Annotated in this window: 20 protein-coding genes; 14 read left to right on the top strand and 6 right to left on the bottom strand. The window is 52.2% G+C overall.

The window, feature by feature from the left end; all coding sequences use genetic code 11:
• Positions 1-12: 12 nt before the first annotated feature.
• Positions 13-957, bottom strand: a complete 945-nt coding sequence (locus tag KJY78_RS05975) for an NAD(P)-dependent oxidoreductase (RefSeq protein WP_214337695.1) — start codon at positions 955-957, stop codon at positions 13-15.
• A 79-nt stretch (positions 958-1,036) separates the two neighbouring features.
• Between KJY78_RS05975 and KJY78_RS05970 the strand changes: the two genes are divergently transcribed.
• Genes KJY78_RS05970 through dcd form a run of 3 tightly spaced genes read left to right on the top strand, consistent with a single transcriptional unit; the run spans position 1,037 to position 3,633 of the window.
• Positions 1,037-1,951 carry an alpha/beta fold hydrolase gene (locus KJY78_RS05970; RefSeq protein WP_214337694.1) on the top strand — a complete coding sequence of 305 codons (915 nt, stop codon included), beginning with the start codon at positions 1,037-1,039 and terminating at the stop codon, positions 1,949-1,951.
• Position 1,952: 1 nt separating this feature from the next.
• Positions 1,953-3,008 carry a lipoate-protein ligase small subunit gene (gene lplB / locus KJY78_RS05965; protein WP_214337693.1) on the top strand — a complete coding sequence of 352 codons (1,056 nt, stop codon included), beginning with the start codon at positions 1,953-1,955 and terminating at the stop codon, positions 3,006-3,008.
• A gap of 19 nt (positions 3,009-3,027) precedes the next feature.
• Positions 3,028-3,633, top strand: a complete 606-nt coding sequence (gene dcd / locus KJY78_RS05960) for a dCTP deaminase (RefSeq protein WP_214337692.1) — start codon at positions 3,028-3,030, stop codon at positions 3,631-3,633.
• 61 nt (positions 3,634-3,694) lie between these two features.
• Here the strand turns inward: dcd and KJY78_RS05955 are convergent, their stop codons facing one another.
• From KJY78_RS05955 to KJY78_RS05945, 3 genes are read right to left on the bottom strand one after another with little or no spacing between them, the layout of a single operon-like run.
• Positions 3,695-4,075: a hypothetical protein gene (locus KJY78_RS05955; RefSeq protein ID WP_214337691.1), complete on the bottom strand. Its 381-nt coding sequence runs from the start codon at positions 4,073-4,075 to the stop codon at positions 3,695-3,697.
• An 8-nt stretch (positions 4,076-4,083) separates the two neighbouring features.
• Positions 4,084-4,860 (bottom strand): ABC transporter permease, encoded by a 777-nt coding sequence (locus KJY78_RS05950; RefSeq protein ID WP_214337690.1) that lies wholly within the window; start codon positions 4,858-4,860, stop codon positions 4,084-4,086.
• The gene (locus KJY78_RS05945) at positions 4,844-5,782 is read right to left on the bottom strand and encodes an ABC transporter ATP-binding protein (RefSeq protein WP_214337689.1); all 939 of its coding nucleotides are present in this window, start codon (positions 5,780-5,782) and stop codon (positions 4,844-4,846) included. Before KJY78_RS05945 ends, KJY78_RS05950 begins: the two co-directional genes overlap by 17 nt.
• 202 nt (positions 5,783-5,984) lie before the next feature.
• Here KJY78_RS05945 and KJY78_RS05940 point away from each other — a divergent pair, with 202 nt between their 5' ends.
• Complete coding sequence (locus KJY78_RS05940) at positions 5,985-6,623, top strand: lipase (protein ID WP_250544225.1); 639 nt, start codon at positions 5,985-5,987, stop codon at positions 6,621-6,623.
• A gap of 75 nt (positions 6,624-6,698) precedes the next feature.
• On the opposite strand, the gene KJY78_RS05935 is transcribed toward KJY78_RS05940, so the two are convergent.
• Complete coding sequence (locus tag KJY78_RS05935) at positions 6,699-8,057, bottom strand: ATP-dependent DNA helicase (protein ID WP_214337688.1); 1,359 nt, start codon at positions 8,055-8,057, stop codon at positions 6,699-6,701.
• Positions 8,058-8,278: 221 nt separating this feature from the next.
• On the opposite strand from KJY78_RS05935, the gene dnaK reads away from it, so the two are divergent.
• The 9 genes from dnaK to KJY78_RS05890 all read left to right on the top strand — a co-directional run bounded on the left by dnaK (position 8,279) and on the right by KJY78_RS05890 (position 17,643).
• Positions 8,279-10,120: a molecular chaperone DnaK gene (gene dnaK, locus KJY78_RS05930; protein ID WP_214337687.1), complete on the top strand. Its 1,842-nt coding sequence runs from the start codon at positions 8,279-8,281 to the stop codon at positions 10,118-10,120.
• 2 nt (positions 10,121-10,122) lie between these two features.
• Positions 10,123-10,776: a nucleotide exchange factor GrpE gene (locus KJY78_RS05925; RefSeq protein WP_214337686.1), complete on the top strand. Its 654-nt coding sequence runs from the start codon at positions 10,123-10,125 to the stop codon at positions 10,774-10,776.
• Positions 10,769-11,719 carry a DnaJ C-terminal domain-containing protein gene (locus KJY78_RS05920; RefSeq protein WP_214337685.1) on the top strand — a complete coding sequence of 317 codons (951 nt, stop codon included), beginning with the start codon at positions 10,769-10,771 and terminating at the stop codon, positions 11,717-11,719. Before KJY78_RS05925 ends, KJY78_RS05920 begins: the two co-directional genes overlap by 8 nt.
• Positions 11,720-11,776: 57 nt before the next feature.
• Positions 11,777-12,199 carry a heat shock protein transcriptional repressor HspR gene (locus tag KJY78_RS05915; protein WP_348771216.1) on the top strand — a complete coding sequence of 141 codons (423 nt, stop codon included), beginning with the start codon at positions 11,777-11,779 and terminating at the stop codon, positions 12,197-12,199.
• Between the two features lie 74 nt (positions 12,200-12,273).
• Positions 12,274-13,461, top strand: a complete 1,188-nt coding sequence (locus KJY78_RS05910) for a glycosyltransferase (RefSeq protein WP_214337684.1) — start codon at positions 12,274-12,276, stop codon at positions 13,459-13,461.
• Between the two features lie 696 nt (positions 13,462-14,157).
• Positions 14,158-15,192: a hypothetical protein gene (locus tag KJY78_RS05905; RefSeq protein WP_214337683.1), complete on the top strand. Its 1,035-nt coding sequence runs from the start codon at positions 14,158-14,160 to the stop codon at positions 15,190-15,192.
• Positions 15,193-15,204: 12 nt separating this feature from the next.
• Positions 15,205-15,957, top strand: a complete 753-nt coding sequence (locus tag KJY78_RS05900) for an ABC transporter ATP-binding protein (RefSeq protein WP_214337682.1) — start codon at positions 15,205-15,207, stop codon at positions 15,955-15,957.
• Positions 15,938-17,143 carry an ABC transporter permease gene (locus KJY78_RS05895; RefSeq protein ID WP_214337681.1) on the top strand — a complete coding sequence of 402 codons (1,206 nt, stop codon included), beginning with the start codon at positions 15,938-15,940 and terminating at the stop codon, positions 17,141-17,143. The genes KJY78_RS05900 and KJY78_RS05895 overlap by 20 nt, the downstream gene beginning before the upstream one ends.
• 26 nt (positions 17,144-17,169) lie before the next feature.
• Positions 17,170-17,643 (top strand): hypothetical protein, encoded by a 474-nt coding sequence (locus tag KJY78_RS05890; protein ID WP_214337680.1) that lies wholly within the window; start codon positions 17,170-17,172, stop codon positions 17,641-17,643.
• On the opposite strand, the gene KJY78_RS05885 is transcribed toward KJY78_RS05890, so the two are convergent.
• Positions 17,575-17,889 (bottom strand): biliverdin-producing heme oxygenase, encoded by a 315-nt coding sequence (locus KJY78_RS05885; RefSeq protein ID WP_250544226.1) that lies wholly within the window; start codon positions 17,887-17,889, stop codon positions 17,575-17,577. The two genes, KJY78_RS05890 and KJY78_RS05885, sit on opposite strands and share 69 nt — an antisense overlap.
• A gap of 54 nt (positions 17,890-17,943) precedes the next feature.
• Between KJY78_RS05885 and KJY78_RS05880 the strand changes: the two genes are divergently transcribed.
• The coding region (locus KJY78_RS05880) for a hypothetical protein (protein WP_250544224.1) at positions 17,944-18,124 on the top strand (181 nt) is incomplete at its 3' end.

Below are 18,124 nucleotides of genomic sequence, written 5' to 3'. Positions count from 1 at the left end.
CTACACGTATCGTTATTTTATGCAGTCCACAATGTTTTCGGGTTGTTCGTCTCGCAGAAGCGCGGTGATTTGTCGGCGTAACAGCGCGTGCAGGCGCGGCATCATGCTGTCAGCATCGCCGCCGGTGTGCGGTGTGATGAGCACGTTTTCAAGCTGCCACAGCGGATGCGACTCGGGCAGCGGTTCCGTATCGATCACGTCAAGCGCGGCGCGCAGCCGGCCGGATGTGAGCTCGGCAACTAGCGCGCGGGTGTCAACAACCTTGCCGCGCGCAACGTTCACAAGCAGCGCCGCATCGGGCAGGAGCTTGAGTTTTTCAGCGTTGATCAGGTGTTCTGTGGTGGCGGTTAGAGGCACCGTAAGAATTAAAATATCGGTGTTAATTAGAATCTCATCGAGCTGGTCTGCGCTGTAAACCTGCACAGTTTCACCGCTGGGCAGAGTCTCTGTGCGCGCGCTGTTTGCAACGCGAGTTAGTTTCACTTCAAACGGGGCGAGTCGCTCGCACACAGCCCTACCAACTCCGCCGTTACCAACAACGGTGACGCGCCGATCCGCTAGCGCCCGGGTTGTGCCCGGCTGCCAGGTGCTCTGCTCTTGTGCGCGGAAAAAAGTTTTTAGGTCGCGCTGCGCCGCTATTGCAAGCCCAACAGCAAGCTCGGCAGTCGCGGTTTCATGCACGCTCGCGGCATTCGCAAACTGCACCCCGACCGGCAGATAGTCGCTCACGCCGTCATAGCCGATTGATTGCCACTGCAGCAGTTTCGTGTTCACGCCCTCGAGCGCGCTCAAAATATTCGGTCCGTCAAGATAGGGTGCGACAACCATGTCGAACTTTGTTACGGGAGGTTCTGATTTCATGTCCCACATATATATTGCTACCTGCTCGCGATTAAAGTGCTTAGCAAGATAATTGCAGAGCTCTACGTTTGGCACAGAAATAGTTATTTTGTTCATGCTACTAGTTTATTGCTCACAGCTGAGCAAAATTCTAAATCCCAGTTGTTTTTGTGTTGCAGATGTAAGAATATACTGTATGGCGGTAACTCATCAGCGTTTTACATACACTGACAAGTACGGTGTTGTGATTCACGCACAAAAATGGTTTCCCGCAGATTTTTCTAAGAATCTAACCGGGCCAATTGCGGCGGATCCGGCTGCGGCTGTGAACAGCATTGTGGGCGCTGTGCAGCTGGTGCACGGAGTGGGTGAATATTCCGATCGCTATGGCAGGTTTGCGCGGGAACTGGCGCGCGCCGGGTTTGTTGTTTACGCGGAAGATCACCGCGGGCACGGGCGCACCGGGTTTGCGCAGCACGGAGAAAATCCGCGCAAAATAGGTAAGCTCGGCAGGGGTGGTTTGCGTGCAACAGAGGAAGCAATAACGCAGCTCACGGCGATTATTAAAAAAGAAAATCCAGATTTGCCGGTGGCGGTTTTCGCGCACTCCTGGGGTTCGCTGATGGCGCAGCGGATCATCCAGTGCCAGCCGCGACTCTGGCGTGCTGTTGTGCTGTCTGGGTCTGCTTACCGCACTGCGCGGCACATGAGAGCGGCGGATTTTAATAAATCTTTCGGTGCGAGAGACGGCATGGAGTGGCTGAGCCGCGATGCCGCAAACGGCGAGCGATTTATGAGTGACCCCTACTGTTCAAGCGTTAATATTCCTAAACAGTTTGGGGTGTTGGATGCTCTGCGGCTTTTTGGCAAGCCCAAAGCGGGGCTGGCAGCTGAGGTGCCTATTCTGATTGTTTCAGGAAGCGCCGATCGCCTGAATAGAAAATTTGGGTTACAAAAACTCGCGAGCGATTTTCGCCGCGCGGGCGTGCGTGATGTTTCGTTGCGAGTGTACGAGGGCGCACGACACGAATTATTGCATGAAACAAACAGAGACGAGTTTGTTTCAGACGTTATGACTTGGCTTACCGATCAACTAACAGAAAGCAGTTAAAATGCAGTATCACGGCGAATATAAAACCCCCGGCGGTAAACTCACCGTTTGCGACTTCTCGGTAGAGGGCGGCAAGATAGGTAATTTCCAACTGTCTGGTGATTTCTTTTTAGAACCCGATGAAACCCTTGACTTGATTAACAAAGCGGTTAATGGGCTTTCAAAAAACTCTTCTATAACCGACATCACAGACGCTGTAACCTCACAGCTGCCGGTTGATAGCCACCTTATTGGCACCAGCCCAGCAGCTATTGGCACGGTTATTCGCCGCGCGCTAACGAGCGCTGTCAGCTGGCGTGATTACGAGTGGGATATTATTCACGGCGAGCCGGTGCATCCGCTGGTTAATGCCGCGCTTGATGAGGTGCTCACCAATGCGGTTGCTGCGGGCGAACGTAACCCCACCCTGCGCATTTGGGAGTCGAGCAGCCCGGCGGTGTTTATCGGCAGTTTCCAGTCTGTTAAGAACGAGATTGATATTGAGGGCGCTAAAGAGCTGGGCGCAACTGTGATCCGCCGCATCTCCGGCGGTGGCGCGATGTATATGGTGCCGGAAAACTGCATCACCTACGCGCTGCACGTGCCCGAGTCGCTCGTGCGCGGGCAGAGCTTTGAGGAGAGCTACGCCTTTTTGGACGAGTGGGTTATTGAGGCGTTTCAGCAGATGGGATTTGACGCGCGATACGTGCCGCTCAACGACATCACCGGTCCGCAGGGCAAAATTGGTGGCGCGGCGCAAAAACGCCTCGGCAATGGCGGCGTGCTGCATCACGTGACAATCGCCTACGATATGGATGCCAAGGCGATGATGAAGGTGCTGCGGATCGGGCGCGAGAAGCTGAGCGATAAGGGCATTAAGAGCGCGCAGAAGCGGGTGGATCCGCTGCGCACGCAGACGGGCATGGCGCGCGAAGATATTATTGTGAAAATGGTGGCGGTGTTTAAGCAGCGACACGGTGGTACCGATTCTGAGCTGACAGAGACCGAGCTGCAGCGGGCAAACGAGCTGGTTAAAAACAAGTTTGATAACGACGAGTGGCGTTACAGAGTTGCCTAATACGCGGTAGAATAGTGCCGTGTTGCTTTCAGATCGTGATATTAAAGCTCAGCTAGATAGCGGGCGCATAGGGCTATTTCCGAGTTCTGCGGAGCTTGTGCAACCGTCGAGCGTTGATGTTCGCCTTGACAGGTTTTTTAGGCTGTTTGATAACCACAAATACGCTGAAATAGATCCATCAAGACAGCAGGAAGAGCTAACGCGGCTGATTGAGGCGGATCCGAGCGAGGGCTTTGTGCTGCACCCCGGCGAGTTTGTTTTGGGGTCTACTTTTGAGTTCGTCACGCTGCCTGATGATATTGCGGCGCGGCTGGAGGGTAAGAGCTCGCTGGGTCGGCTGGGGCTTTTAACGCACTCGACTGCTGGGTTCATCGATCCGGGATTTTCCGGGCATGTGACCCTGGAGCTGTCGAATGTGGCAACCCTGCCAATTAGGCTCTGGCCGGGCATGAAAATTGGGCAGCTGTGTTTTTTCCAGCTTTCGAGCGCGGCGGATCGGCCTTACGGTCGGGGCGCAACTAATTCCCGCTATTACGGGCAGCGCGGCCCCACCGCCTCTCGTTCCCACCTTAACTGGGAGGTTGCGGATGTGACTGTAACCGATGCGGGAAGCCTGGGAGTCTAGTTTTCCTGAGCGCGTGCGAGCATAAGCTTCACGCGCTCAGCGCTTTTGTGAGCCTTGCTTGTTAGCTCGTTTTGCGTGCCTTGTTGAGCTGTAGCCAGGCGTAGACCGCCAGCGCTATTAACGCCAGGGCGGGCACGGCGGTTGCTATGCACCACAGTAGGTATATTTTGCCGGTGAAGAGCACGGATATAGCGCTGTAAACGACGAGTGCGCCGTATGCTATCGACGACACCAACCCAAGCCTGGGCACTATATAAAGCAGCGCGATGCTCGACAGTATAAAAGACAGACAGACCGCAAAACCTGCAACGGTCACCTGCGGGATTCCGTGCCACGATTCCTGCGTCTGCGCGTAAAAAGCTAGTACGAGACTGATAAGCTGTATCGCAAACAGCGCGAGCAGCCAATTAGTTGTGTTTTTGTGTATTTTATTTATGCTCATACCCGCGCCTAACCTTCCTTCTTCCAGTTCCTAAGACCCACTAGGGCGCAGCAGAGCGCTAGCGCAAATGTGAGGGCGATTTTCCATCCGCTGCTATCTGGGAAATCTGTGCCGGTGTATGCCGCAACAAGCGCATCAAACCAGATTTTCAGCGGATTCCACTCAAGAATCTGCTGCACAATTTTTGGCAGCGCGTCTATTGGCACGGCAGCGCCCGATCCGAAGAACATAACAAAAAATAGTGCCGTGGTTAGAGCCTGAATTGCACGTGTTCCGAGTGGGAGTGTTCCTAAGAAAAATCCGATGCAACACAAAAACGCGATTAGCCCGATATTTAACAGGATGAACATCGGTGCGATAACTTCAGGGCGCAGCCTGTGGGTAGCCCCTACAACGCTGATTATTATTCCAGAAGCTAAAACGGTTAGCGTTAGCATAGCCGAAATAATTGCCGTGGCAAAGCTAACTCCGGATAGCGGCAGCGACCGATACCGTTTATCAACCTGCCGGGCTCTAAGCTCGGCAATATATATAGACAACCCCATTAACAGGAGGTTGGCTGCAACAATTCCAAGCAGTGAAGGGAATATCAGGTCTATGAATCTAACCTGGGTTTCTGGAATTATACTATCCGCGTAAGGCACACCTACAAATATGTATATAATAAGAGGAAAAGCCAGGGAAAAGAAAACGGCAACCGGTTCTCTAAACAGCAGGAATAGCTCTTGTTTGTACCAAACTTTTAGAATCCGTATTTGAGATCCGGCTTTAGGATGCTGAGACATTTTCGCCTCCCTGCTCAGTTGTTGGCTCTGTTATTATGGAAAACACATCCTCAAGCCGCACCGGCCCGGATAGCACATCCGCTGCCGGATCTTTTTCATCAAGCTGAGCTGCTACCCGTGCTGTTTGATCCGCGCTGCCAATAAGCACAATTGAAGATCCCGTATGAGCAAAGCGCAGACCCGAGTTTTTAACGATTTCTACGGCGGTCGAGCTGGGCGATAACACCCTGATTCTGCGGTCGCCGCCCAGGCTTGCTAGCACGTTGGCGACGCTTCCCCGAAGCTGTATTTTACCCTGTGCCATTACTAGCAGCTCGTCGGCGAATGCTTCCGCCTCTGCCATATCGTGCGTTGAGGTGAGCACCGCGCAGCCCTTGGAGCTTAACGAGCGCACAAAATCCCAGACTAGCGCGCGACCTTCGGGGTCGATGCCGCTTGTTGGCTCGTCTAGCACGAGTAGTGAGGGGCGACCCATTGCCGCGCAAAGAATGTCTAGTCTGCGGCGCTGCCCGCCTGATAGGTTATCGACCGTCGAGTTGAGGTAAGTATCCACGCCCAGCTCTGCCGCCAGGGTTTTCCAGTCGGCGGGGTTGGAATAGAGGCACTCAATCGACCGAATTACCTCTTTTGTTTTTATTTTAGAGGGTAAACCTGAGCTTTGCAGCTGCACGCCGGTATGGAATCTGTGCTCACCGCCCGGCTTAACCGGAATGCCCGCGATAACCGCTTTGCCGCCCGTCATGGAGCGCAAACCGGTTAGCATTTCGATTGTTGTTGTTTTGCCCGATCCGTTTGGACCGACTAAAACAGTGGTGTTTCCGGCGAGTAGTTCAAACGTTACGCCGTTAACAACATTAATTCCGTTGTATGTTTTAACTGCGTCTGTGATCGACGCAATCATTTTCTTATTGAGGGGAGGCATTTCCTTATTTACCGATCTTCTGCGTCTCAAACATAGTATGCTGGAGCGAGGTGGATTTGTGTGTATGCTATGATTTTAAAGATTATCGTCTGGTAAAAAAGTTGTCAAGCAGCCCGGTTTGTAACGTACAGGTAACACGTTGAATTGTTTGCTATAATTCTTATTACTATTCTGAGTGTCAAAAACAGGAGGAGCGGAAAAGGTGCATAAAGCGCTTATTGTGGCTGCTGTTGCAGTGTTCGCATCGGTTCACAGCATAGCGCCTGCTTTTGCTGACCAGTCTCAGGAATACGATTTCAGTGTTTCTGCAAGCCCTGCGCTCGGCCCGGTAACCTCTCAAACCCTCGCCACAACGGCCGACGATCTGATCAACGAAAGCCTGCAGGCGCTTACAACCGCAACGGTTGCTGACTTTAACAACATCGCTCACGGCTTTGATGTTGAGGTTGCAATCGCGCTCGCAAAAAGTGAAGTCGGCACAAGCCGTCCAACCGGTTGGAGCGCCCCCGGTGAGTGCATAATGTCTGCGCAGCGGTGGATTCGCGCCGGTGGTGGTAACTGGTACGGCGGTATCGGAACTCCTGTTGGTAACTATGCGAATGCGATCCGCTTGCCCGCATCTGCTGCTCTTCCCGGCGATATCATTCAGTACGAGCACCTCGGGTCGCCCGATTCCTGGGTTACCGGAGTGCATACAGTGTTGGTGACCGGGGTTAATCCCGACGGTACGCTGCAGATTATCCAGTCAAACATTCCCGCTGGCAGCGGTCTTGTAACCGAGGTTAAGAACTTCAAGCCGACTCCTCCCGCTGGTTTCCAAGCGGTTGTGTGGCGCTTTTAAGCGCCTGTACGCATTACTTCTAGCCGTTCGTCCTCTGAGCGCAGCGATCTAACTGCGCGCTTTGGGACGATGTTGTTAGTCAGGTCCGGGTTTGTCAGCATTTTTTGTGCTGTGCTCATTGGCAGATTCATCTGAGCTGCCTGCTTTGGGCGCGTTAAGGCGCAGGTGCTGCTGCATAAAGCGGGTCACATTGTGATCCACGAAAATATCGCCAGGTCGTAGGGGTCGAGTCAGATACAGCCCCTCGAGCGAGCGCAAACGGCTTAGCGCAACATATGTTTGACCCGCGCTAAAAACCCGATTGCCCAGGTTAATAACAGCGCTGTCGTACGTGTGTCCCTGCGACTTGTGGATAGTGATAGCCCAGGCAAGCTGCAACGGTAGCTGCACAAACTCCGCGACGGGCTTTTTATCCAGGGTTCTATTCTCAGAATCATAAAAATACTGGTTTCTTTCCCAGGTTACAGGCCTGACGCGGTGCTCTTTACCGTCAACTCGCACGGTCACAGCATTGGTCTTGGAAATTGCGGTGACCTCGCCGAGAGTGCCGTTAACCCACCGACCCTCAGCGTCATTGCGTAAAAACATAACCTGCGCGCCGACTTTCAGCTTGAGCACCTTTTCAGCGGGCGTCTCGCCGTTAAAAGTGCCCGTGATCGTGGCGTGCTCGTGAAAAACATCGCCGGGCAGTTTCGCAAGCTCGCGCGCGTTAATCTCGTTTACCACGCGGTTGGTCGTTGCCAAGGTTATGATCCGCTGTTTCGACGGCACCGCGCGCGCACCCGCGCTGTTTAGCGCGTGCGCCATATTCGCATCCACCGTGCCGTTGCGCACAGCAGAAAGAATGTCCTTAAAATGCCCGTCCTTCTGGCGGTGGATTTCGCGCAGTTCGATAACGTGTACGTGCGTTTTCTGCCACACATCCGCATCAAAAAACCAGATCGACTTGTAGGTGTCTTGAAAATAGGCTTTTTCATGCGGATCACGGGGCATCACGGGCGGCAGTTGGTAGGGATCCCCGAACATAATCAGCTGCACCCCGCCAAATGCGAGGTGCGGTTCGTCGCGCGCCTGTCGCAGCGCCCTGTCGACGGCATCCATAAGATCCGCGGAAACCATGGATATTTCGTCGATTATGAGCGTGTTGAGCGTCCGCAGCATTTTTTTGAGCGTCTTGCGCTGTATTAGCGGCTCGTCGGCGAGCACGCCCGTTGGCAGGCGCAGCAGCGAGTGGATCGTCTGCCCGCCGACATTGAGCGCGGCAACCCCCGTGGGAGCGCAGATAGCGATGGTTTTGGCGCTGCTTTTCGCAAAATGGTCAAGCAGCGTTGATTTGCCTGTGCCCGCGCGCCCGGTCACAAAAAAGTGCTCGCGCGTGGATTCGAGGCGCTCGTAAACCTCGAGCTGCTCCCGTGTAAGTTTTATTTTTCTCATTAAAACAGTCGTTCCTGTTGGGGTCTCTTTAATATTAACGTACTTATGGAGGCGGATCTGGCTGCGCCGGACGAGAAGAGCCAAACTTTAGTGACATCGACTAAGGTTTTTGATTTCAACTTGACAAAACAGTTTCAGATAGTAAACTTGAGTGCATAAGGCTCACATATGGTGGCCGCCGGGCAATCCGGTTACTTACTTAAACGAAACAAGGAGTAAAAATGTCAAGAGCAGTAGGCATTGACTTAGGAACAACCAACTCGGTTGTTGCCGTGCTTGAAGGTGGCGAACCAAAGGTTATTGCAAACGCCGAGGGCGCACGCACAACCCCGTCAATTGTTGCTTTCGCAAAAGATGGCGAGGTGCTTGTTGGCGAGACCGCAAAGCGCCAGGCGATCACAAACGTTGATCGCACTATCGCCTCGGTAAAGCGCCACATGGGCACCGACTGGAAAGTTGATATCGACAACAAGAAATACACCGCACAAGAAATTAGCGCCCGCACGCTGATGAAACTCAAGCGCGATGCTGAAACATATCTGGGCGATAAAGTAACCGATGCGGTTATTACCGTGCCGGCATACTTCAATGACGCAGAGCGCCAGGCAACCAAAGAGGCCGGCGAAATCGCGGGCCTTAACGTGCTGCGCATCGTAAACGAGCCAACCGCCGCAGCTCTCGCATACGGTCTCGACAAGGGCAAAGAAGACGAGCTAATTCTCGTGTTCGACCTTGGCGGAGGCACCTTCGATGTGTCACTGCTCGAGGTTGGCAAAGATGATGATCTGTCCACAATTCAGGTGCGCGCCACTTCCGGCGATAACCGGCTCGGTGGTGACGATTGGGATCAGCGGATCGTAGACTGGCTAATTAAACAGTTCAAAAACAGCACCGGGGTAGACGTATCAGACAATAAAATCTCGCTACAGCGTCTAAAAGAAGCTGCTGAACAGGCTAAAAAAGAGCTTTCAACAAGCACCTCAACGAGTATTCAGCTGCCGTATCTGTCACTAACAGAAAACGGCCCCGTAAACCTTGACGAGACTCTCACCCGTGCAAAGTTTGAAGAGCTCACAAAAGATCTGCTCGAGCGCACCAAAAAACCGTTTAATGACGTTATTAAAGAAGCGGGCGTTAAAGTTAGCGAGATCGCGCACGTTGTGCTCGTTGGTGGATCCACCAGAATGCCAGCTGTAACCGAGCTGGTAAAGCAGCTCACAGGAGGTAAAGAGCCCAACAAGGGCGTAAACCCTGATGAGGTTGTGGCTGTTGGTGCTGCGCTGCAGGCTGGTGTGCTAAAGGGTGAACGCAAAGATGTTTTGTTGATCGACGTCACCCCGCTATCTCTTGGAATTGAAACCAAGGGCGGTATTATGACCAAGCTGATTAAGCGCAACACGGCAATTCCAACCAAGCGCAGCGAAACATTCACAACGGCAGAAGACAACCAGCCGTCAGTTTCTATCCAGGTATTCCAGGGCGAGCGTGAGTTCACCCGCGACAATAAAAATCTTGGCACATTCGAGCTCACCGGTATCGCCCCCGCACCGCGCGGTATTCCGCAGATCGAGGTGACATTCGATATTGACGCTAACGGCATTGTGCAGGTTTCTGCTAAAGATAAAGGCACCGGCAAGGAGCAGACGATCACAATTTCTGGCGGATCAAGCCTCTCGCAGGAAGACATTGATCGCATGGTTAAGGACGCTGAAGAGCACGCTGCTGAAGATCAGAAGCGTCGCGAAACAGCTGAAAACCGTAACAATGCTGAGCAGCTCGCCTACTCCGTTGAAAAACTCGTGAGTGAGAATGAAGACAAACTACCTGAAGATGTTAAATCTGAGGTAAACGCGGATCTTGCGGCTCTGAAAGAGGCGCTCGCGGGAGAAGACGATGACGCGGTAAAAGCGGCAGCGGATAAACTCGCAGAGAGCCAGGGCAAGCTGGGGCAGGCTATTTACGTGGCCGCAGCTGAAGCAGATGCCGGAGCAGCCGAGGGCGAAACAAAGTCAGATGACATTGAAGACGCCGAGGTTGTTGAAGACGACGAGGAGCAAAAGTAACAATGACTAACGAGGAACAGTGTCCAGCAGACGGGTCAGTTCCTCAGCAGGGCGAGCCGGAGGTAAACACCTCCGGCTCTGCCGCACCTGAGGAAGAGCCGCTTACGGTTGCAGATATTCTTGACACCGAGCAGTCAGAGGAGGCGCAGTCCGCTTCCGCTGGCGTAGCCTGTGAGACCGGCGGGGATTGTGAGACCGGCGCAGCTGACGAAAACAGCGCGGTAGCTAGCGGATCCGAAACCAACCCCTACCTTGAAGATCTGCGGCGGCTAACCGCTGAGTATGCGAACTATCGCAAGCGCACAGAAGACAATGCCGAGCTTGACCGTGATCGCGCGAAGGCTCAGGTTATTAAAACGCTGCTGCCCGTGCTCGATGATTTCAACCGGGCAGCTCGGCACGGAGATCTGCCCGAGGGCAGCGCGGTTGCGGCGATCGCTCAAAAACTGGAGCAAACCCTTGCAAAACAGGGCTTGCAAGCTTTTGGCGAGGTTGGTGATACCTTTGATCCGTCGCAGCACGAGGCAATTACGATGGCGCCAGTTCCCGATGCGGAGCCAAACACCGTGCTTGACGTTGTTGAGAAAGGATACCGTCTTGGCAGTGTCGAATTGCGGCCTGCTAAAGTTGCGGTTGCGGTAGCGTCAGATGGCTAGTCAGGACTGGTTGGAAAAAGACTTTTACAAGGTTTTGGGGGTTGATTCTAGTGTCACCGACAAAGAATTAACCAAAAAGTACCATAAACTGGCGCACAAGTATCACCCGGATTCAAACCCGGGTAATAAAGCCGCTGAAACCAAGTTCAAAGAGATCAGTGAAGCTTACGCTGTTTTAAGCGATAGCGAGCAGCGTGTCGAGTATGATCAGGTGCGGGCAATGGGCGCTGGTGGCGCAAGATTCACGGCGGGTAGCGCAGGCGGCTTCGAGGATATTTTTAATATGTTCGGAGGCGGTAATTCCCGCGGCGCGCACTTTGGCAGAGGTCAGGGCGCAGGCTTTGAAGACGTTTTCAGTATGTTTTCCGGCGGCGGTTTTGGTGGCGCGCCAGCGCCGGGCGCAAACATTGAAACGACTGCGGTAATCGACTTTATCACCGCAATAAAGGGCGATAAAATAACCGTGCAGACTCCCAAGGGGCAGGTTAAAGTGCGTGTTCCCGCCGGGGCTGGCAACGGCAAAAAGATCCGCGTGCGCGGGGCAGGCGAGGCAAGTCGCGAAGGTGGTGCGCGCGGCGACCTGATAATTACTGTGAAAGTGCGCCCGCACCCGGTGTTTGAGCGCGACGGCAACAACCTCAAGCTGCAGTTACCGGTTACTTTTACCGAGGCGGTTTTTGGCGCTACTGTTGAGGTGCCAACGCTCGACGGTGGTCTGGTGAAGCTGAAAGTGCAGCCGGGCACGCCCAGCGGGCGTATCCTGCGTGTTAAAGGGCGCGGAGTGCAAGCAAAATCGGGCGCGTCCGGAGACCTGCTTGCTGAAGTGCAGGTTGCTGTGCCGCAAAACTTAAACAGCGCACAAGAAAAAGCGCTGCGCGAGTTTGCGCGGGTAGAAGCGGCAGAAAATCCGCGACAGGATCTTTTAGCGCGGGCTAAAAATTAGCGGTCAGGGTGCGGATGCGCTGCGATCCGCGCCCTCCACACACCGGAGGGAGTAACTGTGACAGAATACACGGATTTGTACTCGCCAATTTTTGCGATAGCGCAGGCGGCGGAGCTGGCGGAAATGCACCCGCAAACACTGCGCCAGTATGACCGTATCGGGCTGGTGCAGCCGCAGCGCACGCGCGGCAACACACGGCGATATTCTATGCACAACGTGAATCAGCTGCGCCGGGTTGCTAAACTTTCGTTCGAGGGGATGAGCTTGGCGGGGATTATGCGCGTTTTTGAGCTTGAAAATCAGGTTGCACGGCTTGAAGGCAGGGTGCGTGAGCTGGAGCGTGCTCTGGCGGATGCGAAGACCGCCAATGACAGGCGGGTTTTTGCGGCGGCAAGCCACGGTGAAATTGTGAGCGTTGTGCGCGGTAAGAGGATTCGCCAGGGTGAAGTTTTAGTGTGGCATCCTAAAAATTATTTGTAGTTTATTTATTAAAGTATTTTATTAACTGCTAATTTAGTGGTTTTTCAGAAGCTACTTAAATAGACTATATAAATATGAAAAGCGGTGATCAAAAGCTACGTCCGTTACGAATTATTATCGGGTGTGACACTTTTAAACCAAACATTAACGGGGCTGCCAGGTTCGCAGAGCGACTGGCAGCAGAATTGGTTCGTCGCGGTCACGAAGTGTACGTTGTAGCTCCATCCGCTAGCCGATCCGAGGTGGGAAAGTTCACCGAAACAGTTGAGGGCATTGATCTAATTGTGCACCGGCTGCCCTCTGTGCGCTACAGCGTGCACGAGTGGTTGCGTTTTGTCTGGCCGTGGCGAATTAATGGGCTGGTTAGCGAGATTATTGACGAGGTGCGGCCTGACGTGATCCATTTCCAGTCGCACATCGTTGTTGGCAGGGGGCTTTCTAAGGTTGCGCGCGCCCGTAATATTAGGCTGGTTGCCACTAATCACATTATGGCGGAAAATATTATTGAGTTTATTCCGATTCCGAAGTTTATGCGCAAGATTTTTTTGGCGTGGGCGTGGCAAGATGCTGACAAGATTTTAGCGCGCGCCGATGTTGTGACAACCCCCACCGAGCGCGCCGCGAAAATGCTTGAAAATGTGACGCGGCAGCGGAGTGTGCGCGCAATTAGCTGTGGCATTAAACTCGCTGATTACACCGCTGATTTCACCGAGCGCGCCGAAAAAAGAATTGTTTTTGTTGGTCGCGTCACTCACGAGAAGCAAATTCACGTTTTGGTGCGCGCTTTAAAAAAACTGCCCGACAGTGTTTGCCTTGACATTGTTGGGTGCGGTGCGCAAACAGAGGAGCTGCAACAGCTGGCGCAACAGCTGGGTGTGAGCAGTCGCATTGTTTGGCATGGCGCTGTTAGCAACGCGCAGTTGCGCTCAACTCTCACGCGATCGAGCGTGTTTGCGATTGCTTCCACGGCGGAGCTGCAGTCGATCGCAACGCTTGAAGCGATGGCATCCGGGCTGCCAATTGTGGCGGCCAACGCAATGGCTTTGCCGCACCTGGTGACAGAGGGCGAAAACGGCTTTCTGTTTGAGCCGAGGTGTGCCACGGATTTAGCACACAAAATCACGCGCGTGCTCGAGCAGGATAGCGCCTCGTTTACGAAAATGCAGCGAGCAAGTTTAGCCACCGCGGCAAAGCACGACATTGATTTAACAGTGAGCGCTTTCGAGCGGATCTATCGCGGAAATACCACACCCGGATTATAGTTTGCCGTCGCTCCTGCGGGGGATTTTCTCAGAATCTCATTCCCGAGAATAAGCTGTGAATATTTCCGATTGTCGGATAGGAATCTTTAACTTGCTTTATATGTCTTGAAACTCATGGGATCTGGTGGGCTTTAAGGAGAGCGGTTAGTTTTTGGAAAAACTTGACATTCATAAATAACCCTGTTACATTATCAAGTGTAAGTATCATCCGATATTTATAAAGTAAGAATCTCGAAAATGAGTTTCTTAATCCTCATAGTTAGAAAGGCGTAAAAATGGGGAGATTAGGCAAATGTATAATTGCTGCGGTGGCGGCTATTGCTCTCATGTTTGGCGGAATGAACGCCGCTAATGCACAAGCTAATCGAGTTGATAATGCTTACGGGAATATGAACAGGCACGGGGAGCTTGTTATGTGGGATCATACAAGAACTCACACTTACACCGGTCCTATTAGCTTGAGTGTCTATGATATGCCTTCGGGTCATTTGCGTTTAGGATTAAGAAATATGAAGGTTCGGGGAGGTCCGCAGTTTACGGAGTCGCTTCAGTGGAACGGTAAAGGAATCCAGGAATGGGGAGGAATACTTAAAGGTACTAAATTTGCTTTCCAGGGACGTATGAAGGCTTGCCGCGGTTGGTTCTGTGATACTAGCTGGGGTGGATACGTTACGTACTAGTTTCGCTGAGTCCTTAATGAAAAATAAGTTAGTCGCCGCGGGTGTCTTAGTGTTACTGGCACCGCTTATTGTGGGGTGTGCAGAGAATAACGGTGAGGCATCCGCGGCGAGACTTGGTGCAACCGGGGCGGAGACGGTCACGGTGAAACAGGCGTCATTGGCGCCGGTTGTTTCGCAAAAATCAACTGTTGCGCAGGCAGGAGCTTTTGTTGTATCTTCACTGACGCGGGGAGCGTTTGTGCCTGCGGTAAAAGTTGGCGATAAAGTAGCCGCTGGAAAAGTGCTCGGTCACAGCTCGGGAGCTGAAATAATTACTCCCGTGCCGGTTGTTATTACATCGGTTTTGCCCAAAAATGATGATGTGCCCAAAAATTACCCGCTGTTTGAAATGACCTATCAGGGTTTCGCAATTGAGGCGGATGCGGCAAGAATAACCAGCGGTGTGAGTCTTGCGGATGTGACAGGAAAGTTTCAGATTCTAGAAGGGCAAGGTCCGAATAACTGCACCGCCGTTATGGCTGGAATTGGCACGGGTGATTCTGCGAAAACACAGTCAAATGATGCGCCGCAGTTTCAAGACGATCCTCCAACTTCTGGCGCTGGTTTTATTGCGCCGGTTGGTTTCGGCCCTGAATCTGATGCAGAACCTGATACACCGCAAGACCCCGGATTGTCATCCGGCGGTGAAACCGGGCAACCTAAAAACAAGTTGGATACTGGTGTCTCAGCTGAGCCTTCCCCGCAGGCACCCCGCGCATCCACTGGAAAACTCGTGTGCTTAATAGATAAAGGTCTCGAGGTTCACTCGGGGCTGCAGGCAACCGTTGTGTTCTCGGGGGTTGCTAAGCAAAACGCGCTTGTTTTACCATTAAACGCGGTTGCTGGGCGCGCACAAAACGGCAGAGTGCTCAAAAAAGAGGGTGATGCTGTGGTTGAGACTGAGGTGCAGCTTGGTGTTAGCGACGGTGCACGCATTGAAATAGTATCCGGGTTAAAAGAGGGCGATGAAGTGTTGTTAACACCGCCCGATCTTGACCCGCGCGCTGGATGACGGGTAGCGCAAATGTCAGTTGATTTTGAGCCCCTTGAAACCGTTGCTGCTAGCGAGCCTTCGCGTGGGGAGGCTCTGCTAAAACTGCGCGGTTTAACATCGCAGGTGCGGCTTGGCAACGGCGAAAAACTTGTGACAGTTGCTAATGTTAATTTTAACATAGTGCGCGGACACAGTTATGCTGTGGTTGGCAAAAGCGGATCTGGTAAAACCAGCCTGGTGTCTATACTGGGTTTGCTTAATAATGATTTTAGCGGTGATTATTTTTACGGGGACATATCCGTTAAAACACTTAGTGACAGTGCGCGCTCACGTGTGCGCGCAAAAAATATTGGTTTTGTGTTTCAAAATTATTCTTTAATTAAACACCTACGAGTTTACGAAAACGTTGAGCTTGCGTTGCTCTATAGGGGAGATAAACCGAGCAGGTCGCAACGCAAAGCGAAGATTATGCAAACACTTGAGGCGGTTGGCTTAGCTGAGAAAGCTGCGGAGCTGCCCAGTAAACTATCCGGCGGTGAGCAGCAGCGTGTTGCAATCGCTAGAGCGCTCGTGTGCGAGCCAGAACTGCTAATTTGCGACGAGCCAACAGGAGCGCTTGATAAACAAACGGGGCAGCTAGTTTTAGAACTTTTACATAACTGCGTAAAAAATGCTGGCGCAACTCTGCTGCTTGTGACGCACGATGAAGATGTGGCGGCAAGTTGCGCAACCGTATTGCGCATGGATATGGGAAGGATCATAGATGTTTCTGATGCTTCTTAAAGATTTAAGGCTGAGCCCGCTGCGATCATTTTTAACCAGTTTTTCTATGCTTATAGGCATTATTGCCGTGATTATATCGGTGCTTATTGGCACCGTTGGCAAGAGTTATATAGAGGCAACCAATGAGCAGGTTTTCGGCAGGGCACCAACTTTTGCTATCGGCGTGCAAAACAGCAACGCCGGCGATTTTACAGCTCTTGAAACAATAATTAAAAGATTAAAAGCGACAGGACAGAGTGTTGCGCTGGTTACAACTCCTAAAACTCAGTTTTCTTTTGCGCAGGTTGATCGGGGAGATCCTAATCAGGATCCCGTTGCAATGCAGTTGCTACTGCGAAATAAAGCATTTTTTGACACGGTTTACGCAACCCCCGAATACCGTGAAATATACAACTTACCCCTTGTTTCAGGTCGCTGGCTTAGCGATACTGAGCGCGGTATGAAATTAGAAATTGTCGTAAACAAAGCCGCCGCAGCTGCAATGCAGCAGAATAAAACGGTTTACGGGTTAACAGCGAACAGTCTCAATCCGGTGCCTTTTACCCTCGTCGGGGTTGTTAACGATGGTCAAGATTATCCCCGTTTCTATGTTAACCCGATACCGGTGTCTTTTTATGCGCCGAGCCTGTGGGAAGTTAACGGTGTTGACTTCTACTGGCTTAATAAGTCTGGATATACTTCGGAACAAATGAGCACTGTGATTAACGATATTTTAAGCGATGCGGGTGGCGGTAAAGTAACGCAGATTCGCGAGCAAACAGGAGCTGGCAGTTACGAGGACGCGCTGTTCGTGCTGCAGTTAGGGTTCGGGGCAATTGCGGCGCTACTTCTTTTTGTTTCCGCTGTCGGGCTTATAAACATAGGGCTCGCGTCGCTAGAACAGCGCACACAAGAACTGCTGATCAGGCGTGCTTTAGGGGCAACCCGTGGTAGTATTGGGGGGCTTGTTTTAGGTGGATCGCTGCTGCTGGCGGTGCTGGTTGCTGCGGTTGCAATTGGAGTGTCGGTGCTTGTTGTGGCTTCGGTAATGCTGTTTTTACCGCCTGATTCGCCTGTAACCCCGCCGGAATATCCCTATGCAGTCGCGTTGATAGCTGTTAGCGCGGCGGTTATTACTGCGCTTTTGGGTGGATTGGCTCCGGCTGTTAAAGCTGCCAGGTTGCAACCGGCACTGGCGCTCAGATAGATTTCTAATGAAGAAAGGTGAAAATCATGGAAAACAAAAAATCACGCACTTACTATAAATTGCTTGCGGGGTTTGCTGCCGCAGGTGCTTTATTTTTAGGCGGCTGTTCAGGCTCGAGAGGGTTTGTTTCGTATGCTGATATAAATAAGGAGTACCAGGAATCTGTGGCAAAGCTCAACTGGCCTGCGGGATACACTCCTCCTGAGAACTTAGCAGAAGATGAAGATGGGACTATTTATCAGAGAGGAATTGGGGACACCGCTGCCTCTTCAGAATATGAGTGCGCCTGGTATAAAGAGTGGCTTAAAACATATGCCACCGATGAGCAAGCCGCTAATAACGCGCTAACTCATCTGGATAAAGTGCTAGATATGGGTTATCTGAGTAAGGAGCGTGCGGACGATAACACACGTCAAGCTGTCAGAAATAATCTAGAAAAAGCAAGGCTTGGTGATCCTTCGGGAATTCAGACTTCCGTTACCGCTAACTGTGGAGGTTAATTGAGCGTATAAAATATCTCTGCGAACATATAACTGCTGCTTAAACTCGTTAAGGTCACCGAGCTCGGCAAACTCGTAAAACGCCACGCTGTCACTTTCTAGACCGTGTTGTGAGCGGATCCGTTTCGCAATCATTTGCCCACCGGAAAGGTCACCGAGATAGCGGGTGTAGTGGTGAGCAACAATGCCTGCGTGCCAGCTGACTGCGCTTTTGGGTGGATTGGCTCCGGCTGTTAAAGCTGCCAGGTTGCAACCGGCACTGGCGCTCAGATAGATTTCTAATGAAGAAAGGTGAAAATCATGGAAAACAAAAAATCACGCACTTACTATAAATTGCTTGCGGGGTTTGCTGCCGCAGGTGCTTTATTTTTAGGCGGCTGTTCAGGCTCGAGAGGGTTTGTTTCGTATGCTGATATAAATAAGGAGTACCAGGAATCTGTGGCAAAGCTCAACTGGCCTGCGGGATACACTCCTCCTGAGA

The organism is Canibacter zhuwentaonis, from assembly GCF_018531145.1.
Lineage (GTDB): Bacteria > Actinomycetota > Actinomycetes > Actinomycetales > Microbacteriaceae > Canibacter > Canibacter zhuwentaonis.
This window is presented reverse-complemented; position numbering and strand designations above follow the sequence as displayed.